Source organism: Geopseudomonas sagittaria (assembly GCF_900115715.1).
GTDB classification, from domain to species: Bacteria; Pseudomonadota; Gammaproteobacteria; order Pseudomonadales; family Pseudomonadaceae; genus Geopseudomonas; species Geopseudomonas sagittaria.
Map to the genome: position 1 here is coordinate 79,259 of NZ_FOXM01000007.1, position 24,891 is coordinate 104,149.

General features: G+C 66.7%; 16 protein-coding genes. 9 read left to right on the forward strand and 7 right to left on the reverse strand.

Features of this window, described 5'->3' with window-relative positions; genetic code table 11:
* Nucleotide 1: 1 nt before the first annotated feature.
* The 4 genes from BM297_RS10520 to BM297_RS10535 all read left to right on the forward strand — a co-directional run bounded on the left by BM297_RS10520 (nt 2) and on the right by BM297_RS10535 (nt 3,987).
* Entirely contained in the window at nt 2–1,126 is a 1,125-nt protein-coding gene (locus BM297_RS10520) for an HD-GYP domain-containing protein (protein WP_092431058.1), read from the forward strand.
* Nucleotides 1,127–1,145: 19 nt separating this feature from the next.
* Nucleotides 1,146–2,327, forward strand: a complete 1,182-nt coding sequence (locus BM297_RS10525) for a vWA domain-containing protein (RefSeq protein ID WP_092431060.1) — start codon at nt 1,146–1,148, stop codon at nt 2,325–2,327.
* 82 nt (nt 2,328–2,409) lie between these two features.
* A complete protein-coding gene (locus tag BM297_RS10530; RefSeq protein WP_092431062.1) occupies nt 2,410–3,327 on the forward strand; it encodes a DMT family transporter in 918 nt (305 codons plus the stop codon).
* 45 nt (nt 3,328–3,372) lie between these two features.
* On the forward strand, nt 3,373–3,987 hold the full coding sequence (locus BM297_RS10535) for a tRNA-uridine aminocarboxypropyltransferase (RefSeq protein ID WP_092431063.1): 615 nt from the start codon (nt 3,373–3,375) through the stop codon (nt 3,985–3,987).
* A gap of 3 nt (nt 3,988–3,990) precedes the next feature.
* Here the strand turns inward: BM297_RS10535 and BM297_RS10540 are convergent, their stop codons facing one another.
* From BM297_RS10540 to BM297_RS10550, 3 genes are read right to left on the reverse strand one after another with little or no spacing between them, the layout of a single operon-like run.
* Entirely contained in the window at nt 3,991–5,346 is a 1,356-nt protein-coding gene (locus BM297_RS10540; RefSeq protein WP_092431065.1) for an HlyD family type I secretion periplasmic adaptor subunit, read from the reverse strand.
* Between the two features lie 9 nt (nt 5,347–5,355).
* Nucleotides 5,356–7,506 (reverse strand): type I secretion system permease/ATPase, encoded by a 2,151-nt coding sequence (locus tag BM297_RS10545; RefSeq protein WP_092431066.1) that lies wholly within the window; start codon nt 7,504–7,506, stop codon nt 5,356–5,358.
* Nucleotides 7,507–7,558: 52 nt separating this feature from the next.
* The gene (locus BM297_RS10550; RefSeq protein ID WP_092431068.1) at nt 7,559–8,911 is read right to left on the reverse strand and encodes a TolC family outer membrane protein; all 1,353 of its coding nucleotides are present in this window, start codon (nt 8,909–8,911) and stop codon (nt 7,559–7,561) included.
* A 490-nt stretch (nt 8,912–9,401) separates the two neighbouring features.
* On the opposite strand from BM297_RS10550, the gene BM297_RS10555 reads away from it, so the two are divergent.
* Together BM297_RS10555 and BM297_RS10560 are read left to right on the forward strand one after the other, a co-directional pair.
* On the forward strand, nt 9,402–16,307 hold the full coding sequence (locus BM297_RS10555; RefSeq protein ID WP_175526635.1) for a retention module-containing protein: 6,906 nt from the start codon (nt 9,402–9,404) through the stop codon (nt 16,305–16,307).
* Nucleotides 16,308–16,478: 171 nt separating this feature from the next.
* Nucleotides 16,479–16,820, forward strand: a complete 342-nt coding sequence (locus tag BM297_RS10560; RefSeq protein ID WP_092431072.1) for a tryptophan synthase subunit beta — start codon at nt 16,479–16,481, stop codon at nt 16,818–16,820.
* A 32-nt stretch (nt 16,821–16,852) separates the two neighbouring features.
* Here the strand turns inward: BM297_RS10560 and lapD are convergent, their stop codons facing one another.
* From lapD to BM297_RS10580, 4 genes are all read right to left on the reverse strand, one after another.
* Nucleotides 16,853–18,859, reverse strand: coding sequence for a cyclic di-GMP receptor LapD (gene lapD, locus BM297_RS10565; RefSeq protein ID WP_092431074.1), 2,007 nt, complete (start codon nt 18,857–18,859; stop codon nt 16,853–16,855).
* 14 nt (nt 18,860–18,873) lie between these two features.
* Nucleotides 18,874–19,554 (reverse strand): cysteine protease LapG, encoded by a 681-nt coding sequence (gene lapG, locus BM297_RS10570; protein ID WP_245768250.1) that lies wholly within the window; start codon nt 19,552–19,554, stop codon nt 18,874–18,876.
* Nucleotides 19,555–19,645: 91 nt separating this feature from the next.
* Nucleotides 19,646–20,047, reverse strand: coding sequence for a YbaN family protein (locus tag BM297_RS10575; RefSeq protein WP_092431078.1), 402 nt, complete (start codon nt 20,045–20,047; stop codon nt 19,646–19,648).
* A 10-nt stretch (nt 20,048–20,057) separates the two neighbouring features.
* Nucleotides 20,058–20,645, reverse strand: a complete 588-nt coding sequence (locus BM297_RS10580) for a UPF0149 family protein (protein ID WP_092431080.1) — start codon at nt 20,643–20,645, stop codon at nt 20,058–20,060.
* A gap of 124 nt (nt 20,646–20,769) precedes the next feature.
* Here BM297_RS10580 and recQ point away from each other — a divergent pair, with 124 nt between their 5' ends.
* The 3 genes from recQ to BM297_RS10595 all read left to right on the forward strand — a co-directional run bounded on the left by recQ (nt 20,770) and on the right by BM297_RS10595 (nt 24,877).
* Nucleotides 20,770–22,911 (forward strand): DNA helicase RecQ, encoded by a 2,142-nt coding sequence (gene recQ, locus BM297_RS10585; RefSeq protein ID WP_092431083.1) that lies wholly within the window; start codon nt 20,770–20,772, stop codon nt 22,909–22,911.
* Nucleotides 22,912–23,043: 132 nt separating this feature from the next.
* Nucleotides 23,044–23,475, forward strand: coding sequence for a MarR family transcriptional regulator (locus tag BM297_RS10590; RefSeq protein WP_092431086.1), 432 nt, complete (start codon nt 23,044–23,046; stop codon nt 23,473–23,475).
* A 1-nt stretch (nt 23,476) separates the two neighbouring features.
* Nucleotides 23,477–24,877, forward strand: coding sequence for a DHA2 family efflux MFS transporter permease subunit (locus BM297_RS10595; protein ID WP_092431088.1), 1,401 nt, complete (start codon nt 23,477–23,479; stop codon nt 24,875–24,877).
* The last annotated feature ends 14 nt before the right edge of the window (nt 24,878–24,891 follow it).

Sequence of the window (24,891 nt, forward strand, 5' to 3'; positions counted from 1 at the left end):
GATGAACCAGGAACAGACCCAGAGCACCATCCTGCTGGTGGATGACGTTGCCGAGAATATCGACATCCTCAACGAGGTGCTGTCGCCGCACTACCGCACCCGGGTCGCCCTCAATGGCGAGAAGGCGCTGAAGATCGCCTTTTCCGCCACCCCGCCGGACCTGATCCTGCTCGACATCATGATGCCCGGCCTGGATGGCTATCAGGTGTGCGAGCAGCTCAAGAACAACCCGGACACCCGCGACATCCCGGTGATCTTCGTCAGCGCCATGAGTGAAGTGGACGATGAGCGCCGTGGTCTGGAACTCGGCGCGGTGGACTACATCACCAAGCCGATCAGCCCGGCCATCGTGCTGGCCCGGGTGCGCACCCACCTCGCGCTGTACGACCAGAACCGCGAGCTGGCGCGCCAGGTCAGCGAGCGCACCGCCGAGCTGCTCAATACCCGTCAGCAGATCATTCGGCGTCTGGGGCGCGCGGCGGAATTTCGCGACAACGAGACGGGCAATCACATCATCCGCATGAGCCACTTCTGCCGCCTGATCGGCGAGGAGTTCGGTCTCGGCGAGAAGAGTCTGGATATTCTCTACAACGCCGCGCCCATGCACGATGTCGGCAAGATCGGCATTCCCGACCACATCCTGCTCAAGCCGGGGTCGCTGGATGCCTCCGAGTGGGCACAGATCAAGCGCCACCCGGAGATCGGTGCGGAAATCATTGGCCAGCACAGTGACGAACTGCTGCAGGCCGCGCGCACCATCGCGCTGTGCCACCACGAGAAGTGGGATGGCAGTGGCTATCCCCAGGGCCTGAAAGGCAAGGAGATTCCCTTGATGGCGCGTATCGTCGCGCTGGCCGATGTCTTCGATGCCCTGACCAGCGCCAGGCCCTACAAGAAGGCCTGGCCGCTGGAAGAAACACTGGGCCATATCGAGGCTCAGGTCGGCATTCATTTCGATCCGGGCCTGATCGGACCATTCCGACGCGCGCTGCCGCAGATGCTGAATATTCGTGAACAGTTCGCCGATCATCACGGTGCACTCGAGGATAGCCCGGCGGCTCCGCTCGGCCGCTCCCCCGAGCCGTCTGGCCTGGCCGCCGCCAGCAAACAGTCTCAGCCGGCCTGAGACAGAGCGGAGTCCGTCGATGCTGCTCAATCTGTTCAACGAATTGCGCGCGGCCAAGGTGCCGGTGTCGCTGCGCGAGCTGCTCGATCTGCTCGAGGCGCTCGAGCGCCAGGTGGTGTTCGCTGACATGGATGCCTTCTATTACCTGGCGCGCACCGTGCTGGTGAAGGACGAGCGGCATTTCGACAAGTTCGACCGCGCCTTCGCCAGCTACTTCAACGGCCTGCAGAGCCTCGATGCGGCCCTCGAGGCGCTGATCCCCGAGGACTGGCTGCGCAAGGAGTTCGAGCGCCTGCTCAGCGCGGAGGACAAGGCCCAGCTGAACAGCCTCGGCGGCCTGGACCAGCTGCTCGAAGCTTTCAAGCAACGCCTGGCCGAGCAGAAGGAGCGCCACGCCGGCGGCAACAAGTGGATCGGTACCGGCGGCACCAGCCCGTTCGGCTCCGGTGGCTACCATCCCGAGGGCATCCGCGTCGGCGATGCCGGCCAGCGCCAGGGGCGGGCGGCCAAGGTCTGGGAGCAGCGCGAATACCGCAACCTCGACGACCAGATGGAGCTTGGCTCGCGCAACATCCAGCTGGCCCTGCGCCGCCTGCGCAAGTTCGCCCGCGAAGGCGCGGCCGAGGAGTTCGACCTCGACGGCACCATCGAGCACACCGCGCGCGACGCCGGCCTGCTCAACATCCGCATGCGCCCGGAGCGGCGCAATGCGGTGAAGCTGCTGTTGCTGTTCGACATCGGCGGCTCGATGGACAGCCACGTCAAGGTCTGCGAGGAGCTGTTCTCCGCCTGCCGGACCGAGTTCAAGCATCTCGAGTACTTCTACTTCCACAACTTCATCTACGAGGGGGTGTGGCGGGACAACCAGCGGCGCATGAGCGAGCGCCTCGCCACCGTCGACCTGCTGCACAAGTACGGCTCGGACTACAAGGTGGTGTTCGTCGGCGACGCCGCCATGGGGCCCTACGAGATCACCCATGCCGGCGGCAGCGTCGAGCACTGGAACGAGGAGCCGGGCTACGTCTGGATGCAGCGCTTCATGGATACCTACAAGAAGCTCATCTGGATCAACCCCTATCCGCAGGACGCGTGGAAATACAGCACGTCCACCAATCTGGTGCGCGAGCTGGTGCACGAGCGCATGTATCCGCTGACGCCGGCGGGGCTGGAGGAGGGCATGCGCTTTCTGGCCGCCAACTGAGCGAACGCTCGCTATCCCCACTCATCCTTTTCACGCCCGCAGCAGCTTGCCTGCGGGCCGCCGTTTTTTTGAGGAGTCTTCGATGTCTGCGACACGCCAGGGCGTGGATGCGCACGCGCTGCAATGGATGCTGCTGCTGTGCGTGATCTGGGGGCTGCAGCAGGTGGCCATCAAGCTGGCCGCGCCGGACATGGCGCCGCTGGTGCAGGTGGGCCTGCGCTCGGGTATCGCCGCCGTGCTGGTGGCGCTGTTCATGCTCTGGCGGCGGCAGCCGCTGACGCTGGGCGACGGCACCCTGCGCGCCGGCCTGCTGGTCGGCACGCTGTTCGCCCTGGAGTTCTTCTTCGTCGCCGAAGGCCTGCGCCACAGCAGTGCCGCGCACATTGTGGTGCTGCTGTATACCGCGCCGATCTTTGCCGCCCTGGGGCTGCACCTGCGTCTGCCCAGCGAGCGCCTGCGCCCGCTGCAGTGGCTGGGCATCGTGCTGGCGTTTGTCGGCATCGTGATCGCCTTCGCCGGCGGGCTGCTGGGGCCGCAGGTTTCGTCGGCCATGCTGCTGGGCGACCTGTTCGGTCTGCTGGCGGGGATGGCCTGGGGCGCGCTGACCGTGACGGTGCGCTGCAGCCGGCTGTCCGAGGCACCGGCGGCCAAGACCCTGCTGTACCAGCTGGTCTGTGGCTGCGTGTGGCTGCTGCTGGCCGCCTGGCTCGCTGGGCAGACGGCCGAGATCCGCTTCACCCCGCTGGTATGGGGCAACTTGCTGTTCCAGAGCGTGGGGGTGGCCTTCGCCAGCTATCTGATCTGGTTCTGGCTGCTGCGCCGTTATCTGGCTTCGGGGCTGGGGGTGTTCTCCTTCATGACCCCGCTGTTCGGCGTGCTGTTTGGCGTGCTGTTGCTGGACGAGCGCATCGACGCCTTCTTCATCGGCGGCGGGCTGCTGGTGCTACTGGGCATCAGCCTGGTCAGTGCCGATGGCTGGTGGCGCCGGCAGCTCGGCTGAGCGGCGCGCTGGGCGGCCGTGCGGCGGGCATGCGAAAATGCGCGCATGTCCCGAGCCCGATGCCCGCGCTGCGCGCGCCCGCTGACACACTGCCTGTGTCCGCTGATCCCTCATCTATCCAGCCATACCCGGGTGCTGATCCTGCAGCACCCGGACGAGACCGCCCATGCGCTGAATACCGCGCGCCTGGCGGCGCTCGGCTTGGCCAATGCCGAGCTGCGCGTCGGCGAACATTTCCCCGAGCTGGAGAGCGAGCTGGCCGGCCGCGAGGCCTGGCTGCTGTTTCCCGGCGAGCAGGCGCTGACGGTCGAGGCGCTGGCTGCAGGGGGGAGTGGCGCGCCGGCCGAGCGGCTGCTGATCGTGCCGGACGGCACCTGGCGCAAGGCGCGGCGCATCCTGCACTGCAATCCGTGGCTGGCCAGTCTGCCGCGCCTGAGTCTGGGCGAAGGGCTGGTCAGCCGCTACCGGCTGCGCAAGGCGCCCGGACCGGGGGCGCTGTCGACCGTCGAGGCCATCGTGCACTGCCTGAACACGCTGGAGGGCGCCGGGCGTTTCGATGCGCTGCTGCTCTCGTTCGAGGCGCTGATCGACGCGCAGATCGCCGCTATGGGCGAGGCAACCTACCGGCGCAACCATCTGGGCGAGACGCCCGCGGACTGAGCCTCAGCGCTCGCGCAGCGCCTCGGCGCGGGCCTTGAGCACCGGCTTGAGCAGGTAGTCGAGCACGCTCTTCTGGCCGGTGATGATGTCGACGTTGGCGACCATGCCGGGGATGATCAGCAGCGGCTTGTCCGTGCTGCCCAGGTGGCTCTTGTCGGTGCGCAGCTGGATCAGGTAGAAGCTGTTGCCGTCCTCGTCGGTGATGGTGTCGGCGCCGATCATCTCCAGCTTGGCCTTGAGGCCGCCGTAGATGGTGTAGTCGTAGGCGGTGAACTTGACCATCGCTTCCTGGCCGGGGTGCAGGAAGGCGACATCCTGCGGACGGATGCGTGCCTCGATCAGCAGGTTGTCTTCCAGCGGCACGATCTCCAGCAGGTCGCTGCCTGGCTGCACCACACCGCCGATGGTGTTGACCTTGAGCTGCTTGACGATGCCGCGCACCGGGGAAACCACCCCGGTGCGGCTGACCCGGTCCTCGATGGCGCGACTGGAGGCGGTGATCTTGCTCAACTCGGTACGCACCTCGTTGAGTTCCCTCAGGGCTTCGGTGCGAAAGCGCAGCTGGGCTTCCTCGATCTTGCGCTCGACCTCCTTGACTCCGGCCTCCGCCCGCGGGATGGCCAGGGTGGTGGCATTCAGCGAACCGCGGGTCTCCACCGCGCTGCGCCGCAGGCGCAGCACCTCGACCTGGGAGATGGCCCCGCTGGCCACCAGCGGCTCGGACATGTTCAGCTCGCTCTGGATCAGGCCGAGGCTGGAGCGGTATTGCTGCACCTTGGAGCGAAACTCCGCCAGCTCCTGGATCTTCTGCTGCAGCTGCTGCTGGAGGATGCCGACCTCGCTGGCCAGCCCCTGCTGGCGCGAGCGGTACAGGGCCTCCTCGTCGGCGGCCAGGCCCGGAGCGGCCTGGGCTATCTCCTCCGGCAACTGCAGCGGGCGGCCTTCGCCTTCGGCGCTCAGGCGCTCGACCCGGGCCAGCAGGGCGAGGCGGTCGGCTTCGCTTTCGCCCATGTTGGAGACGAAGCGCGTGTCGTCGAGGCGCAGCAGGCGGTCGCCCTTGTCGACGATCTGTCCTTCGCGGACGAAGATCTCCGCGACGATGCCGCCCTCCAGGTTCTGGATGGTCTGCACCTTGCTGGAGGGAATCGCCTTGCCTTCGCCGGTGGTGACTTCATCGAGCACGGCGAAGTAGGCCCACAGCAGCGCAGCGAACAGGAACAGGGCGATCAGCCAGACGGTGATCCGGGGCAGTGCGCTGGAGTCTTCCGCCAGTACACCCTGGACTTCCGGCATGAACTCGGTGTCGCGTACCTGGCGCAGCGGCTTCAGGTAGTCGCTGAGTGCATTGAGGTTTCCCATGACCGTCTCCTAGACCGATACCGGGCCGACGCGGCCCTTGCGCAGGGCTTCGATGACCGTTTCCTTCGGTCCGTCGGCGACGATCTTGCCGCCATCCAGCACGATCAGGCGGTCGACCAGACTGAGCATGGCGGTGCGGTGGGTGATCAGCAGCAGGGTCTTGTTGCGACTCCAGTCGCGCAGGCGGCTGCGCAGCACCTCCTCGCTGCTGTTGTCCATCGAGCTGGTCGGCTCGTCGAGCAGCAGCAGTGGCGGGTCGAGGAGCAGGGCGCGGGCCAGCAGTACGGCCTGACGCTGGCCGCCGGAGAGCAGCTGGCCGCGCTCGCCGACCGGGCGCTCGAAACCCTGAGGGTGCTGGCGGGCCAGCTCGCTGACGCCGGTCAGTTCGGCGACCTCGAGCAGGCGCTCGTCGCTGATGTAGCGTGCGCCCAAGGTCATGTTGCTGCGCAAGGTGCCGGCAAGCAGCGGCAGGTCGTGGGCGACGTAGCCGGTCTGGTGGCGCAGGTCGGCGATGTCGATTTGCCGCTGGTCGAGGCCGTCGAACAGGATCTGTCCCTCGCTCGGACTGTAGAAACCCATCAACAGGCGGGCCAGGGTGCTCTTGCCCGAGCCGCTGCGGCCGATGATGCCGACCTTCTCGCCGGGGGCGATGCGCAGATTGACGCCCTGCAGCGCCGGGGTGGTCTGTTCCGCGTAGCTGAAGCTGACCTGGCGCAGTTCCAGCGCGCCCTTCAGGCGCGTGTGCTCCAGCGGGCGCTGCTGGCTGTCACGCTCCTGCGGCAGGGACATCAGCGCATCGGTGCTCTTCATGGTCAGCTGGGCCTGCTGATGGCGGGTGATCAGGCTGGCGATCTGCCCCAGCGGCGCCATGATCCGGCCGTTGAGCATGTAGCAGGCGATCAGCGCGCCGACGCTGAGGTAGCCGGCGATGATGCTGTACACGCCGCCGACGATCAGGGCCACCCCGGCCATCTGCTGCAGGAACAGGGTGCCATTGAGGGCGATGGCGGAGAGCAGGCGGGCGTGGGCATCGAGCCGGGTCAGGGCGCCGTGGGTGCTTTCCCACTGGTGCTGACGCTCGCTCTCGGCACCGCAACTCTTCAGGGTTTCCAGGCCGCCGAGGGTCTCGATCAGCAGGGCCTGGCGCGCGGCGCCCAGCGCCAGGCTGCGCTGCACGGTGTCGCGCAGGCGCCGCTGGATGACGAAGGCGAACAACGCGGTGAGCGGGAAGGCCAGCAGCGGAATGACCACCAGCCAGCCGCCGAGCAGGCCGATCACCACGGTCATCAGCAGGGCGAAGGGCAGGTCGATCAGGCTGGTCAGGGTCACCGCGGTGAGGAACTCGCGCAGGCCCTGGAAGTCGTGGATGCTCTGCGCGAAGCCGCCGATACTGGCTGGGCGGGCCTTCATCATCATCCCGGTGATGCGCTCGAACAGGGTGGCGGAGAGCACCACGTCGGTCTTCTTGCCGGCGGTGTCGAGCAGGCGAAAGCGCAGCACGCGCAGCAGCAGCTCGAACAGGGTGCCGACCAGCAGGCCGATGGTCAGCACCCACAGGGTGGAGAGCGCCTGGTTGGGCACCACGCGGTCGTAGGTCTGCATGACGAACAGCGGCACCATCAGGCCCAGCAGGTTGATCAGCAGGCTGGCGAGCAGGGCGTCGGTGTACAGCCAGCGCGACAGCTTGAGGGTGTCGCGAAACCACGACTTGACCCGTGGCACCAGAGGCGAGCGCAGGTCCTCCAGCTCATGGCGCGGGCTGGCGAACAGGGCCAGTCCGGCGTATTCGTCGGCCAGTTGCTCGCCCGTGACCCATTGTTCGCCACCAGCGTTCTCGCAGGGCAGGATCAGCGCCCGGCCCAGTTCGTCCCGCCGGCACAGCACCGCACTGCGCCCGTCCTTGAGCAGCAACAGAACCGGCAGGTTCAGCGCCGAGATGGCCGCCAGCGGCCGGCGCAGCAGGCGGGCCTGCAGCCCCGCGCGGGCGGCCGCTCGTGGCAGAAGGTCGGCGCAGAGGCGTTGGTCCGACAAGGGCAGGCCAGCGCTGAGGCTGGCCCGGTTGACCGTTCGACCATGCAGTTTGCTGAGTATCAGCAGCCCATCGAGCAACGGGTCATCGCAGCTGTGTCGCTGCTCATTGGCCAGGCCCACCTGTTCCATGGTCGTCACGGCAACTTCCCCCGTCCAGCAAGTGAGGCATGGTTCTTATTGTCTATTTCATGTTCGGCAGGCGTGCTTCGCTTCTCACCTCGGTCAGGGCCAGCGCCTCGCTCGGCGGTACGACATTATGTTGACGCAGCAGGCTGCCGATGGCGGCCTCTACCCGGTACATCGAGAACTCCTCGGTATAGCGCACCTCGGTGTAGCGACGATTGGCGGTGAACAGTTCGTTCTCGCTGTCGAGCAAGTCGAGCAGGGTGCGTTGTCCCAGGGAAAATTGTTGTTGATAGGCCTCGCGCACCCTGGCCGAGTAGTCGGCATAGTCCCGCGCCTTCGGTGTTTGCAGGCGGGCGTTTTCCATCGCGTTCCACGACAGCATCAGGTTTTCGTTGAGCACGCGCAGGGCATTGTTGCGAATGTCCATCGATTCGTTGATCTGGTGGGCGCCGGACTGCAGCAGAGCCTTGTCGCGCATGCCGTTGAACAGGTTGTAGTTCATCACCACGCCGGCATACCAGCGGTTGTAGTGCCCTTCGTCGCCGCTGATGTTGTCGTCGGCGTTACCCGAGAGTTCGATATCGAAGCGCGGATAGAACCTGGACTTGGCCGCCTCGTACTGTTTTTCGGCGGCATGCACATCGGCCTGGGCCGACTTGAGCAGTGGGTTGTTGGCCATGACCTGATCGCGAGCGCTCGCCACGCTTTCCGGCATCCGGCTGCGGATCGAAAGCGGGGTATCCAGTTGGTCGGGCATGCGGCCGACGGCACTGAAGAAGTTGGCCTCGGCATCGGCCAGGTTGACCTGCTCGGTGTAGAGGTTGTTCTCGGCCAGGGCCAGGCGGGCTTGCGACTGGTCGCGGTCGGCACTGCTGCCCACGCCCCGCTCGGCACGCAGGCTGATCTGGTCGTGAATGCGCCGGTGCGCCTGCAGGTTGTTTTCCGCCAGGGCCACCATCTCGCGGCGCTTGAGCACATCCAGGTACACCTCGACGGTGCGCAATGCCAGGCTTTCCGTGGCGCCCAGCAGACGGTAGGCCCGTGAGTTGACCACCGCTTCGTTGCGCGCCACTTCATTGGGAGTGTTGAACCCGTCGAAGAGCATCTGCCGCAAGCGCAGCTCTGCAGTGCGGGCATTCAGGGTTTCCGTGTTGTGATCGCCGAAGATGCGGGTGCTGGGGCTGTCGGTGTGTTCCCGGCCGTAGCTGGCCAGCATGTCGACCGTGGGCAGATAACCGCCCTTGGCGATCTGCAGTTCTTCGTCGGCCACCAGGCGGCTGTTGCTGCCGGCATGGACCTCTGGGTGGTTGTCGATGGTGCTCTGGATCGCTTCCGTGAGGGTCATGGCCGAGGCTTGGTTGAAACCTGCTGCCAGCAGCAGTCCCACCCAAATAGATGAGAGGCGCATGGGTATCTCCTTTTCCATTGGTGTCCACTTGCGTAATGGTCGTGCGCCAAAAAAATGACTTCCACTGCGGGCCGGCGCTATTTTTTGTTCCTAGTTAAGTATGTAAGAACATCCGTCACGATTTGCTTAGAGTGATTTCTCATAAGAGATATCTCCAAACGATCTGATGAGTCCTGAAAAAAGCACCACATTGTTTAAGGGAACAATCAATGGAAATCCGGTTAAGCGCAGTCAGCATCGATTGTGCCGATTTCAGAAGAGCGGTCGGATGCAGGGAGAGCGCAATCAGGGGGAAAGCTGCAGCGTGGAGAAAACGGTCACGGGAATGACGGTTTTACGTCATTTTTGCTGCGCTAGTCGGGACGCACGACCAAGAACTGTATCTCTACACCACTTCTGCAGTAGTCACCCTGTAGCAGCTGTTCGGCCCTGATCGGGCATTCAGCGACGCATGACAGTCGCCAGTTGCGACTGTATGGAGGGTGGGGTGATGGCTACGTTGATCGGTATTGTCAGGCTGGTGGTCGGAGAGGTTTTTGCCGTCGCCGCGGATGGGGGCAAGCGCCAACTGGGTGAGGGCGATCGAGTCTATGTCGGCGAGCAACTGCTCACCGGTGGCGGAGGCGCCGTAGCCATCCGCCTGGTGAACGGCGGCGAACTCACCGTGGGACGCGATAGCTCTCTGCGGCTGGATAACCAGTTGCTGGCTGGCGAGGACGCTCGCGCCGCGATTCAATCCGCCACTCCCGAACATGCGCCCAGCGCCCTCGAGCTGGCCGAGGTCGCGGAGGCCCAGCAGGCCATCGCCGCGGGTGTCGACCCGACCCTCAGCCTGCCTGCCACGGCAGCGGGACCCGGTGGCGGCGGCGCCGGTAGTGGCGGAGGCGGTATCTCCTTTGTGCTGCTGGACGAGACGGCCGAGCGCGTGGATCCGAACATCGGTTACCCGACCGGGCCGCTAGCTTTTGCACCGCTGTTTCCGGAAGTGTTTCCAGCCGGCGCGGATGAATCGCCTGAGTCATTCCCAGCCCTGATCATCGAATACTTCGCCGACGCGACCGGCCAAGTGCTGGTACAGCGTGGTTTCGTCGACGAAGCGGCGCTGCCAGGCGGCAGCCAGGCGCAGAGCAACGCCGAAACGAGTTACGGCCGGATAAGCATCAGCTCGCCGGACGGGATTGCCGCGGTGCAGGTTCTGGACAAGAACGGCAACTGGGTGGATGTCATGGACGGCGGCACCGTCCAGGGGCAGTACGGCACACTGGTGGTCGCGCCGAATGGTAGCTGGGTGTTCACCCTCGACAGCAGTGCGCCGCATCCCGGCGCGACGCTCACCGGAACGGACGACCAGTTCCAGCAGAGTTTTCAGGTGCGAGTCATCGACAACGATGGTGACGTGTCTCCGCCGGCGACCCTGGTGATCGATATCGCCGATGATGGCCCGACGGCGTTTGCCGATAGCAATGCGGTGCTCGAGGGTGACGTGGTGACCGGCAACGTGCTGACCGACGGCGCGGACGATGAGTTCGGCGCCGACGGCCCGAGCGCAGGTGGCGGCGTGGTCGGCGTGCGCGTTGCCGGTGCTGACACCACCACGGCGGTGACCGGCGGCGTGGGCGTGGGCATGAGCATCAGCGGTCTGTACGGCACCCTGACCCTGCAGGCCAACGGCTCCTACAGCTACGACGGCAACCCGAACGTGGTGCCCGAGACTGGGGCTACCGAGGTATTCGTGTACACGATTCGGGACGGCGACGGCGATCTGTCGACCACCACCCTGACCATCAGCCTGAGCGACAGCGCTTTGCGGGTTAATGGCGAGGACGACCTGAGCGTGAATGAGGCCGCGTTGGCCAGCGGCAGCAACCCGCTCAGCACTGCCGAGACGATTGCGGGCACCGTGGCCGACAACGTCCAGGGCGGCACCGGCCCGTATACCTACGCGCTACAGGGCAGCGGGACGGGCAGCTACGGCACGCTGACCTTCAACGCCGATGGCAGCTACAGCTACACGCTGACCCAGCCGTACGACACATCGCCGGACGCCAACAACAGCGCTCACACGGAGAACAACGCCGAAACCTTCACTTTCGTGGTGACCGACGCCAACGGCAACACCCAGACCGGCACCATCACCATCGACATCGTCGACGATGTGCCGACGGCCCAGGCCGACCTCAACAGTGTGGTGGAAGGCGACGCGGTGAGCGGCAACGTGCTGAGCGATGGCGCCGCTGACAAGTTCGGCGCCGACGGCCCGGCGGCCGGCGGCGGCGTGGTCGGCGTGCGCGCTGCCGGTGCTGACACCAGCACGGCGGTGACCGGCGGCGTGGGCATGAGCATCGGCGGCCTGTACGGCACCCTGACCCTGGCGGCGGATGGCTCCTACACCTACACCAGCACGCCCAACACGGTGCCGCTGGCGGGCGCCAGCGACGTGTTCGTCTACACCATCAAGGATGGCGACGGTGACCTGTCGACCACGACCCTGACCATCAACCTGAGCGACGGCGGTCTGCGGGTTAATGACGAGGGCGACCTGAGCGTCAATGAGGCCGCGTTGGCCAGCGGCAGCAACCCGCTCAGCACTGCCGAGACGATTGCGGGCACCGTGGCCGACAACGTCCAGGGCGGCACCGGCCCGTATACCTACGCGCTACAGGGCAGCGGGACGGGCAGCTACGGCACGCTGACCTTCAACGCCGATGGCAGCTACAGCTACACGCTGACCCAGCCGTACGACACATCGCCGGACGCTAACAACAGCGCTCACACGGAGAACAACGCCGAAACCTTCACTTTCGTGGTGACCGACGCCAACGGCAACACCCAGACCGGCACCATCACCATCGACATCGTCGACGATGTGCCGACGGCCCAGGCCGACCTCAACAGCGTGGTGGAAGGCGCTGCGGTGAGCGGCAACGTGCTCAGCGATGGCACCGCTGACGTGTTCGGTGCCGATGGTCCGGCGGCCGGCGGTGGCGTGGTCGGCGTACGCGCTGCCGGCAGCGATACCAGCACGGCGGTGACCAGCGGCGTGGGCACGACCATCAGCGGCCTGTACGGCACCCTGACCTTGGCGGCCAACGGCTCCTACACCTATTCCAGCACGCCCAACGCGGTGCCGCCGGCGGGCGCCAGTGACGTGTTCGTCTACACCATCAAGGATGGCGACGGCGACCTGTCGACCACGACCCTGACCATCAACCTGAGCGACGGCGGCCTGAGCGCGCCGGCCGATCAGGACGTGCGGGTCTACGAGAACGCCCTGGATCTAGTGAAGGATGGCCTCGACCTGGCGCCCGGCACCGTGACCGGCAGTCTGCCGGGTAGCACCGGCGAGACGGATGCGGACAACCAGCTGGACGCTGTTGGCGTGGTTCCGCTGAGCTATGTGCTGGTGAGCGACGCAGCAGGCACCTACGGCACCATTCAGATCAATCTGGACGGCAGCTACACCTACACCCTGACCAGCCCGTACATCAGTGGCGGGGCCAATGACGGCGCCAACATCGAACTCGGCGTCGACAGCTTCACCTACCAGGTGACCGACGGCCACGGCAACATCCTGACCGGCACGATCCGCATCGACATCGTCGACGATGTGCCGACGGCCCAGGCCGACCTCAACAGCGTGGTGGAAGGCGCTGCGGTGAGTGGTAACGTGCTGACTGACGGCACCGCTGACGTGTTCGGCGCCGACGGCCCGGCGGCGGGCGGTGGCGTGGTCGGCGTCCGCGCTGCCGGCAGCGATACCGCCACGGCGGTGACCAGTGGCGTGGGCACGACCATCAGCGGCCTGTACGGCACCCTGACCCTGGCGGCGGATGGTAGCTACACCTACACCAGCACGCCGGACAAGGTGCCACTGGCCGGCGCCAGCGACGTGTTCGTCTACACCATCAAGGACGGCGACGGCGACCTGGCGACCACCACCCTGACCATCAGCCTGAGCGACAGCGGCCTGAGCGCGCCGGTCGACCAGGACGTGTTGGTCTACGAGAACGCCCTGGACCTGCTGCAGGATGGCGCCGACCTGGCGCCCGGCACCGTGACCGGCAGCTTGTCAGGCAGCACCGGCGAGACGGATGCGGACAACCAGCTGGACGCTGTTGGCGTGGTTCCGCTGAGCTACGTGCTGGTGGGCGAGGCCGCAGGCACCTACGGCACCATCGAGATCAACCCGAACGGCAGCTACACCTACACCCTGACCAGCCCGTACACCAGCGCAGGCGATGCCAACGACGGTGCCAACGTCGAGGCTGGCGTCGACACCTTCACCTACCAGGTGACCGATGGCAACGGCAACACCCTGACCGGCACCATCCGCATCGACATCGTCGACGACGTGCCGACCGCCCATGCCGACCTCAACAGCGTGGTGGAAGGCGCCGCGGTGAGCGGCAACGTGCTCAGCGACGGCAGCGCTGACGTGTTCGGCGCCGACGGCCCGGCGGCCGGCGGTGGCGTGGTCGGCGTACGCGCTGCCGGCAGCGACACCTCCACGGCGGTGACCGGCGGCGTGGGCACGACCATCAGCGGCCTGTACGGCACCCTGACCCTGGCGGCCAACGGCTCCTACACCTATACCAGCACGCCCAACGCGGTGCCGCCGGCGGGTGCCAGCGACGTGTTCGTCTACACCATCAAGGATGGCGACGGTGACCTGTCGACCACCACCCTGACCATCAACCTGAGCGACGGCGGCCTGACGGCGCCGGCTGACCAGGACGTGCGGGTCTACGAGAATGCCCTGGATCTAGTGAAGGATGGCCTCGACCTGGCGCCCGGCACCGTGACCGGCAGTCTGCCGGGCAGCAGCGGCGAGACGGATGCCGACAACCAGTTGAACGCGACCGGCGTGGGCACCCTGACTTACGCCCTGGTGGGCGAAGCCGCAGGCGCCTACGGCACCATCCAGATCGATGCTGACGGCAGCTATACCTACACCCTGACCAAACCGTATACCAGCAGCCCGGATGCCAACGATGGCGCCAACGTCGAGGCCGGTGCCGACAGCTTCACCTACCAGGTGACTGACGGCTACGGCAACACCCAGACCGGAACCATCCATATCGACATCGTCGATGACGTTCCCACAGCCCATGCCAATATCGATGCAGTGATCGAGGGAGACGTGGTAAGTGGCAACGTGCTGACCGACGGCGTGGGTGACGTGTTTGGTGCCGACGGCCCGGCGGCCGGTGGCGGCGTGGTTGGCGTGCGCGCCGCCGGCAGCGATACCACCACGGCGGTGACCAGCGGCGTCGGCACGACCATCAGCGGCCTGTACGGCACCCTGACCCTGGCGGCGGATGGCTCCTACACCTACACCAGCACGCCCAACGCGGTGCCGCTGGCGGGCGCCAGCGACGTGTTCGTCTACACCATCAAGGATGGCGACGGCGACCTGTCGACCACCACCCTGACCATCTACCTGATAGACAGTGGTCTGTACGCACCGGATGATCACGATGTGCGGGTTTACGAGCATGCCCTGGACCTGGTCAAGGATGGACAGGACCTGGCGCCCGGCACCGTGACCGGCAGCCTGCCGGGCAGCAACGGCGAGACGGATGCGAACAACCAGTTGAACGCGATCGGCATGGGCACCCTGACTTATGCCCTGGTGGGCGAAGCCGCAGGCGCCTACGGCACCATCAAGATCAATGCCGACGGCAGCTATACCTACACCCTGACCAAACCGTATACCAGCAGCCCGGATGCCAACGATGGCGCCAACGTCGAGGCCGGTGCCGACAGCTTCACCTACCAGGTGACTGACGGCTACGGCAACACCCAGACCGGAACCATCCATATCGACATCGTCGATGACGTGCCCAGGGCCTTCCTCCCCGAGCACGTGATGCAGGTCGACCAGGTGAGCGAGACCCGCAGCATCAGCGGCGACCTGCGCTTCGCCGAGGCGGCCGGTGCCGATGGTGTGGGGGATGTGGCGTTTACCTTCACCGAAGGGGCCTTGGCGCTGGATGCCAACGGCAACCGGATCACCCTGGACGATCAGCAGCTGTACCTGTACTACGGCGCCGACAACACCCAGCTGGTGGCCAAGACCGGGCCGAATGGGGACGTGGGTTTCACCATCGACATCGATGCGGCCACCGACAGTTACACCCTCACCACCTTCGGCGTGCTGTCCAACGACACCAGTACCATCCTCAGCAACCTTTCGGGGGTGGGCAGCGCGGGGAACGTCAACTTCAAGGGACTGATCGATATCGGCGGCACCCTGCAGGATGTGCTGATGTCGTCCACCTCCGGCAGCATCAACAGCACACCGACCGATGTTGCCGTCGGCAACCAGTGGATCAGCACTGCAGAAAACATCCGCTTCGACTTCCTCAACGACCTGGCGGTCAACGCGCAGAGCAGCACCGGCTTCAGCTACAGCAGCCACAACCTGATCTCCAGCTTCCGCCAGAGCATCGCCCAGGTGCAGAGCAGCAATGGCATCGTCAACCTGACGATCCTGGCGATCATCGCCGACAACGACAACGTGTTCGGCTCGGGGGATCCCGGCGAGAGCTACGTGCCGCTCTCGGTCAGCGATATCCGCGTCTACGATGCGCTGGGCAATGACGTGACCGGTTCGGTCACGCTGGTCGACAACGGCGACTCGATCACCATCCGGGGGATGTACGACGACTGGAGCTACGAAGTCAGTTCGGCTACCCAGTTCAGCGCACTGCAGGTGACGGGGGCTGCTGGCGGTTCGTCCTTTGCCCTCGGTCCGTTCAGCTACTCGCAGGTGATTCCCGATCAGCCCATCGAGCTGTCCTACCAGATCCATGCCAGCGATGGCGATGGCGATGCGGTCTTCAGCAGTCTGCAGGCTACGCTCTACCCTCGGACCGATACCCTGGAGGGCGATGCCGGCAGCAACAGCCTGTCGGGCACCGCCGGTGCGGACTGGATTTTCGGTCATGACGGCAACGATAGCCTGAGCGGGCTGCTCGGCGACGATGCGCTGTCCGGCGGTGCCGGTGACGACATCCTCAATGGCGGGCAGGGCAATGACCTGCTGTCGGGTGGTGCCGGCGCGGATACCTTTGTCTGGAGCTCCGGCGACACCGGGATCGACCGCATCACCGACTTCACTCCAGGCGAGGATCACCTGGACCTGTCCGACCTGCTGGTGGGAGTCGACGGCGCGCTCGATTCACCGGAACTGGCCAGCTCGCTGACCGGTTATCTCAACATGGCCTTCGGTGCCAGCACCACCATCACCGTCAACCCGGATGCGGCCGGGCCGCTGCCGGCGAACCAGTCGATCGTGCTGGAAGGCATCGACCTGTCCCAGGTCTACGGCTCCAGCGATGAGGCCACCATCATCCAGGGCATGCTCGACGACGGCTCGCTGAAAGTCGTGTGAGTCTTGCGACCGCTGCCGCCCCTTGCCTGTGTGGAAGGGGCGGTTTCTTGTGTGGCAGTTTCGGCAATGCGCGCGACAGGCAGTGGTGGTGGCGAACGCTCCGGGGATAAGCTCGACGCCAGAATTGGCCGCGGGCGCTCCGGTCAGATCCGGATCAGGGGAGGGGAAGGGATGATCTACGTGCAACATGATGAGCAGGGGCAGTTGCTGCGGGTCGAGATGGAGCCCTTTGCCGGCATGACCAGAGCCCTGCCGGTGATGGATGAGCAGGTGCAGGCCTGGCTCACCCGCGAGGAGCTGCGCACGCGCCTGAGCCGCCTCAAGGACTCCGACCTCGAGCTGATTCGCGTGCTGGAGGATCTGGTGGCGGTACTGGTCGAGCGTGGGGTGATCCGCTACACCGACCTGCCCGAGGCGGCGCAGCGCAAGCTGCAGGCGCGTGCCGAGGTGCGCGCCGGGCTTGGTGGCCTGAGCGGTCTGCTCGGCGACGAGGACGAGCAGCATCTCATCTGAGTGCTTATCGCCGAACTCTTCTCATCCGCGTCTCATCCGAGCTCTTCCGGCGCATCGGACGGCAGGCAGCCTTGGTGTGGTGAGGCTGCACGGTGCCCCGGCCAGGGCGCCGGCGCGCCGATCAGGCGGCCCATCACCCCGTGGATGCCGAGTTCCTGCAGGGCGCGTGCTTCGCCCTCGCGCTCGACCATTTCCGCGATCAGCGGCAGGTCGATGTTGTGGGTGGCGCGGCGGATGGCGTCGATGAACACCCGCTTGTCCGCCTCCCGGTCCAGTCCGTGGATGAAGCTGCCGTCGATCTTCAGGTAGGCCAGGGCGAGATGGGTCAGGTTGCCGATCAAGCTGAAGCGTCCGCCGAAATGCTGCAGGCCGATCTGGTAGCCGGTTTCACGGAGCGACTGGCAGAGCGGTAGCAGCTGCTCCGCGATCGGCAGGCTGCGCTCGTCCAGTTCCAGGGTCAGCAGATGGGCCGCCTGGGGGTGCTCGCGCAGGGTGTGGAGAATCAGCGCCATGCTGATCTGGTCGTGCAGGGTGGCGCTGGACAGGCTCAGCGCCAGTGGTCGCGGGTGCTGGTCGAGATGCGCCAGGGCGTGTTCGAGCATCAGCTGATCGAGCCGCGGCATCCAGCCGAGGCGGGCGACCCAGGGCAGGAAGATGCCGGCGGGAATGGCCTGACCCTGGGCATCGAGCAGACGGGCCAGCACCTTGTGGTGCAGGATCGCCGCATGGTCGTCGCAGCGCACGACGGGCTGGAAGAACAGCTGCAACTTGCCCTGGCCGAGGGCATCATCCAGCCAGGCGCGCCATTCGTGCTGGTCGAGGCCTGCGCCGCCTTCGTAGTTGTCCAGGCGCTCCCAGGGTTTGTCCGGGCTGTTCTGGGCCTGGGCCAGTGCCTGGTCGGCACGCGCGAGGACCCGTTGCTCGGTTTCGCCGGGATGGAACACGCACAGGCCGACATGGGCCAGCGGCGCGCCGTCGCTGGCCTCGGTGCTGCGCAGGCTGTCCAGGGCGGCGTCGAGCTCGCTGGCCAGTTGATCGGCTTCGCTGCTGCTCTGGCCGGGCATGAGCAAGGCGAACTCGCCGCCGCGGGTGCGTGCGGCAAGCCAGTCGGGATGGCCGTGCTGGGTGCTCAGGCGCTGCAGCAGTTCGCCGATGGCGCACAGCAGCGCATCGCTGCGTGCGCCTCCCAGGCGCTGGTTGAGGCCGGCCAGATCATTGACCCGCAGGAGCAGCAGATAGCCGGCCGCGGTCTGTTCGCCGGCGACCAGCTGGCTGCTCAGACGCATGTCGAAGCGGCGCCGGTTGGCCAGGCCGGTGAGGCTGTCCTGATAGGCTTCGCGGGCCAGGTCCTCGCTGTGCTGCGCGGCCTCGGCGAACAGGCTGCGCAGCTTTTCCACCATCTGGTTCATCGCCAGCACCACGCGGCGCAGTTCGGGCGTGCGCGGCAGCTGCGGCAGACTGATGAATTCGCGCCGGCTGATGGCCTGGGCCTGCTGCACCATGCCGTCGAGCGGGCGCAACTGCTGGCGCAGCAGCCAGCCGCCGAGGGCGGCGCTGAGCAGGCCGCAGAGCAGCAGCCAGGACAGGCTGCCCATGGCGCTGTCCCACAGGCGGGCGACGGCGAACTGCGGATGGCTGACCACCTCGACCCGGGCCGCCTGCTCCCAGCCGCGCATGATCAGGGCTTCGCCGCTTGCCGGCTGCAGATCGACCAGGCTGCCGAACCAGTTCGGCACGGCGTCGCTACCGGGAGTCATCTGTCGCTCGACGATGAGGCTGTCGTCGTCGGCACGCTGCACGCGGATGCTGGCGTAGTAGCCGCTGTCGAAGATCGAGTTGACCATCAGCTCGACCATCGCCGGATCGTCGATGTGCGGGGTCAGCGACAGGCCCAGCGCCGTGGCCGCGTCCTGGGCGTGCGAGCGCAGCTGGCTGATCATCTGTTCACGCGAGCTTTCCAGGCTGGTAACGAAACTGCCGGTGAAGGCCACCAGCAGGAACAGGCAGATGGCGATGAACAGTTGCTTCAACAGGGACATGGAGCCTCCTAGCCTCAGTTCGAGGCAAAGCCTTCGGCGTGCATCTTCTTCAGCAGGTCCTGCCAGCGCGACAGATTCTTGCTGTCGCCACCCTGCCTGCCACCGCCGGGGCCGGGCAGCCAGAGGCCTTCGGCGTTGAAGGCATACACGGGCAGCAGGTCGCGGCGTTGCGAAGCAGGGCGGATCTCGCTGGTCAGGTTGTCCAGCACCAATGGGTCGCTGGTCGGTGTGGCGTACCAGGTCAGCACCATGTGCGCCTGGTTCAGTTCCAGCGCCTTGACGTAGGTGATGCGCAGCTTGTCGCTGGGCACGCCAAGGCGGCGCAGTGTCAGGTACTTGGCGATCGCATAGTCCTCGCAGTCGCCGGCGCCCTTGACCAACGCCTCGACCGGGGTTGCCCAGTAGTCGATCTGCTGCCAGGTGCGCGCGTCGTCGATGAACAGCAGGCTGCGGTTGAAGAAGGCGTTCACCGCGTGCAGCTGTGCCTGTTCGTCCAGCTTGGTGCCGGTGCTGAGCAGGTCGGCCCACTCCTGCAGACGCTCCCGGCCGGGGCCGAGGGCGCCATGCTGTTGTTCGGCCAGCTGGATGATCCGCGCAAAATCCCCCCAGGCGTGTGCTCGGAAGCCTAGCAGCAGGCCGGCGAGCAGGCACAGGGTCGTCAGTACGCGCCTGCCCTCCAGCTGTAGCGGGATCATCCCTTGCGGCTCCATCGACTGCCCTTGTCTTGCCGTTCCCAAGTGAGAATAGGCGCAATCGGCGCTGCCTGCTGGTCAGCGGGCGAGGCTTTCAGGGGCGGCCGAGGGTTTTCTGGCGCAGGATGTAGACGGTGACCAGCACGGCGCTGGTCAGCATGAACAGGCGCGCCGGCAGCAGCGGGACCAGATAGCAGGACAGCAGGATGCTCGCCCACATCAGGCCGATGGCCCAGGCCTTGGCCTTGAGCGGAATGCCCTCGCCGTCGAGATAGTCGCGGATCCACGGGCCGAGGCGCGGGTGGGTGACCAGCCAGATGTACACGCGGCGCGAGCTGCGCACGAAGCAGGCGGCGGCCAGCAGCAGGAAGGGGGTGGTGGGCAGGACCGGCAGGAAGATGCCGATGACGCCGAGCACCACGCTGATCCAGCCGATGCCCAGCAGCAACCAGCGCAGCCAGGCATGACGAACCTCAGGATATTCGCGTGGCGCCATGCGGCGCGACTCAGTGCTGGCGCGGCTTGAGCAGCGCGGGCTTCTCGTCGGGGGCCTGGCAGAGCAGGAACAGCGCGGTCAGCAGTTCGGGGATCTGGTCGATCATGTCGTCGACCAGGTCGCGGTCGCGGGCGATCTCGTCGAACTCCGGTTGCTCATCGAACAGGCCGGAACCGACCATGATCGGCAGCAGCAGCTCGCTGACCTCGTCCTCGGCATCCTCGAACCACACGCCTTCGCGCAGGAACACGCCTTCCATGAAGCCGATGCACCAGCCACGCAGGTCGGACTCGTCCGGCTCGTCGCCCAGATCGAGGTCGCAGGGCAGCTCCATGTCCTCGTCGCTGGCCAGCTGGCGACCGATGTGGGTCTTCAGCTGGATCAGGGTCTCTTCGATCTCGGCCTTCTCGGCATCGCTGCGGTAGTGCGGTGGCTCGGCGAACAGGGCGTCGATCCACTCGCGCTCGGGCACCTGCTCGGGGCAGATGGACAGGGCGGTCAGGTAACCGTGGGCGGCCACGTAGTCCAGCGCTTCCTCATGCAGATCATCGGCATCGAGAAAGGCTTGCAGGCGGGAGAGTTGCTCGGCGAAGGACATCGGGACACTACCTCAAGACGGATGCGCGTCGATTGTAGACGAGCCGCACTGCGGCGGCTAGGCAAGTGGCGCACGGTAGAGCCGCGTGGCTGACGTATAATGCGCGGCTTCACCTGGAGGCACCATGCTCGACTCAGCCCTGCGCACCCTCAAAGACGTATTCGGTTACGACGCTTTCCGCGGCAATCAGGCGCGCATCATCCAGCGCTTGAGCGAGGGCGGTGACGCCCTGGTGCTGATGCCTACCGGCGGCGGCAAGTCGCTGTGCTTCCAGGTGCCGGCGCTGCTGCGCGACGGTGTGGCGGTGGTGGTGTCGCCGTTGATCGCACTGATGGACGACCAGGTCGCCACCCTCGACGAGCTGGGCGTGGCAGCGGTGGCGCTGAACTCGACGCAGACGGCGGAGGAGCAGCGCGAGATCGCCGAGCGCCTGCGCCGCGGCGAGATCAAGCTGCTCTATCTGGCCCCCGAGCGCCTGGTGCAGCCGCGCATGCTGGCCTTCCTGCAGAGCCTGCCGATCGCCCTGTTCGCCATCGACGAGGCGCACTGCGTGTCGCAGTGGGGCCACGACTTCCGTCCCGAATACCTGCAGCTCGGCCAGCTCGCCGAGCTGTTCCCGCAGGTGCCGCGCATCGCCCTGACCGCCACCGCGGACATGCGCACCCGCGAGGAGATCGCCCAGCGCCTGCATCTGGAGAAGGCCGAGCTGTTCCTCTCCAGCTTCGACCGCCCGAACATCTTCTACCGCATCGTGCCCAAGGATCAGCCGCGCAAGCAGCTGCTCGGCTTCCTGGCCGACCGCAAGGGCGACGCCGGCATCGTCTACTGCATGTCGCGCAAGAAGGTCGAGGAGGTCGCCACCTTCCTCAGCGAGCAGGGCTACCCGGCGCTGCCGTACCACGCCGGCCTGCCCAGCGAGCTGCGTGCGCACAACCAGAAGCGCTTCATCAATGAAGAAGGGCTGATCATGGTGGCGACCATCGCCTTCGGCATGGGCATCGACAAGCCCAACGTGCGCTTCGTCGCCCACCTCGACCTGCCCAAGTCGCTGGAAGCCTACTACCAGGAAACCGGCCGCGCCGGCCGTGATGGCCTGCCCTCGGAAGTGTGGATGGCCTACGGCCTGCAGGACGTGCTGTTCCTGCGCCAGATGCTGCAGAACTCCGAAGGCGACGAGCGCCACAAACGCGTCGAACGCCACAAGCTGGAAGCCATGCTCGCCCTCTGCGAGGAGACCCGCTGTCGCCGCCAGGCGCTGCTGGCCTACTTCGACGAGGAGCTGCCCAAGCCGTGCGGGCACTGCGACAACTGCGTCGACGGCGTGGAAACCTGGGACGCCACCGAGCCGGCGCGCCTGGCGCTGTCGGCGATCTACCGCAGCGGCCAGCGCTACGGGGTCGGTCACCTGATCGACCTGCTGCTCGGCCGCGAGACCGACAAGATCCGCACCCTCGGCCACCAGCACCTGTCGGTGTTCGGCAAGGGCAAGGAGCTGGCCGAGGCCGACTGGCGCACCCTGTTCCGCCAGCTGGTGGCGCGCGGTCTGGCCGACGTCGACCTCGACGGCTACGGCGGCCTGCGCCTGACCGACAGCTGCCGGCCGCTGCTGCGCGGCGAGGTCAATCTGCAGCTGCGCCGCGACCTCAAGCCGCAGCGCGCCGCGCGCGGTTCGAGCGGGCCGAGCCAGGCCAGCCAGCTGGTGCGCGGCGACGAGCGGCCGCTGTGGGAGGCCTTGCGCACCCTGCGCCGCAAGCTGGCCGAGGAGCACAGCGTGCCGCCCTACGTGATCTTCCCCGACGCCACCCTGCTGGAGATGCTGCGCAGCCAGCCGCAGTCGCTGAGCGATATGGCCGGGGTCAGCGGCGTCGGCGCGCGCAAGCTGGAGCGCTACGGCCAGGCCTTCCTCGACGTGCTCACCGACAGTCCGGCCGCGCCCGCTGAGCCGCCGAAGGTCACCGACCTGCGCCATGAGCTGGTCAGCCTGGCGCGCTCCGGGATGACCCCGGCGCAGATCGCCCGCCAGCTCGACTGCACGGAGAAGAACGTCTACAGCCTGCTGGCCGAGGCCATCGGCCGCCAGCAGCTGAGCCTCGAGGAGGCGCTGGATCTGCCCGAGGAACTGCTCGGCGAGATCCACGACGCCTTCCTCGACGGCGACGCCGAGCTGCCGCCGGTGGCGGCGATTGCCGAGCTGTTCGACGGCCGCGTGCCGCCCGGCGTGCTGTACTGCGTGCGGGCGGCGCTGGAGTCCGAGCTGGACGCCTGAGTTCGCCATTCCCCTGAGTTGCGGGCGCCGTCTCCGGCGCCGCCCAGCCTTGCGTCGTGCGCGGCAGGCGGTGGTTGCAGATGAATACTTAGTAAGCTAATAATTAGCTCATTGAGTATCTGGAGCTAAACCATGGCCCATTCCGATCATCGTTTCGGTGCCGACATCGCCCTGCTGGCGCGTACCTGGCGCGCCGAACTGGATCGCCGCCTCAGCCATCTCGGCCTGTCGCAGGCCCGCTGGCTGGTGCTGCTGCATCTGGCGCGCTATGCGCAGGCGCCGACGCAGAGCGAGCTGGCGGCCAAGGTCGGCGTCGAGTGCGCAACCCTGGCGCGTCTGCTCGATGGCCTCGAGGCGCAGCAGCTGGTGCGGCGGGTGACGGTGGCCGAGGACCGCCGGGCCAAGCGCATCGAGCTGTTGCCGGGCACCGAGACGCTGATCGCACAGATCGAGGCCATCGCCAGCGAGCTGCGCGGCGAGATCCTCGCCAATATCGACCAGCAGGATCTGGAGGTGTGCCAGCGCGTGTTGGGCCAGATGCAGGCCAACCTGGAGCGGCGCTGACATGGGCCACGATCTCGACGTCCTTGCCGCGCGTTTCGGCAGGCATTACCCACGCTGGCTGCTGGCGCTGCTGATCATTTCCACCATGACCATGGTGCTGTCGTCGACCAGCATCAACGTGGCCCTGCCGGCGATCATGCAGGACTTCGCCATCGGCCGGCCGCTGGCCCAGTGGCTGGTCACCGGCGTGCTCGCCGCGATGACCTCCGGCCTGCTGCTGTCGTCCTGGGCGCAGGCGCGCTTCGGTCCGCGGGCGACCCTGCTGACCAGCTTCGGCCTGTTCCTGGTCACCTCGCTGGTGGCGCCCTTCGTCACCTCGATCTGGGCGCTGATCGCCATCCGCATCGTCCAGGGCCTGTGCGCCGGCATCGCCCAGCCGCTGTCCATGGTGCTGATCTTCCGCACCTATCCGGGCGAGGGGCGCGGCATGGCCCTGGGCCTGTTCGGCCTGGGGGCGATGATGGCGCCGGCGCTGGGGCCGACCCTGGCCGGCTTCCTGGTCGACCATTTCGGCTGGCGCGCGGTGTTCTGGCTGCCGGCGCCGGTGTGCATTCTCAGCCTGGTCGGCGGCGCGCTGCTGCTGCCGACCCTGCGCTCGCTGACGCCGCCGCGCCTCGACGTGCCCGGCTTCATCCTGCTCAACCTGGCGCTGTTCGGCATCCTCGCCGCGCTGGCCGAGGCGCAGCGCTTCGGCTGGCTGCACGACGCGACCCTGCTGACCGGCGCGGTCGGCCTGCTGGGCCTGGCCGCCTTCCTCTGGCGCTGCACCCACCACTCCGCGCCGTTGCTGCCGCTGCGCCTGTGGCGCAACGCCAGCTTCCGCCATACCAGCTGGGTATCCATGGTGCTCGGCGTCAGTCTGTTCGGCGTGACCTATCTGGTGCCGCTGTACGTGCAGACGGTGGAGGGCTACAGCGCCAGCGACGCCGGTCTGCTGCTGCTGCCCACCGGCCTGGTGCTGGGCGTCGCGGTGTTCGCCGGCGGCTGGCTGAGCGACAAGCTGGCCGCGCGCTGGCTGCTGGTCGGCGGCCTCGGCCTGCTCACGCTGTCCACCGCCGGTCAGGCGCTGATGGGCACCGGCGCGAGCTTCTGGGCGATCTGCGCCTGGGCCTCGCTGGGGCGCCTGGGCATCGGCGGCATCATGCCTGGGGTGAGTACCGCCGCGGTGCAGGACCTGCCCGCCGAGGAGCTGGCGCCGGCCACCGGCACAATCAGCTTCATGCGTCAGCTCGGCGGGGCGCTGGGCATCAACCTGCTGACCTTCTTCATCGAGTGGCGCCATGTGGCCGAAGGGGCGAGTGCCGCGGGTGATGCCCAGGCCTTTGTGCAGAGCTTCTGGCTGCTGACCGCGCTGTTTGCCCTGGCCCTCTGGCCGGCCTGGCTGCTGCGCAGCAAGCGCTGAACGACAGCAAGGGC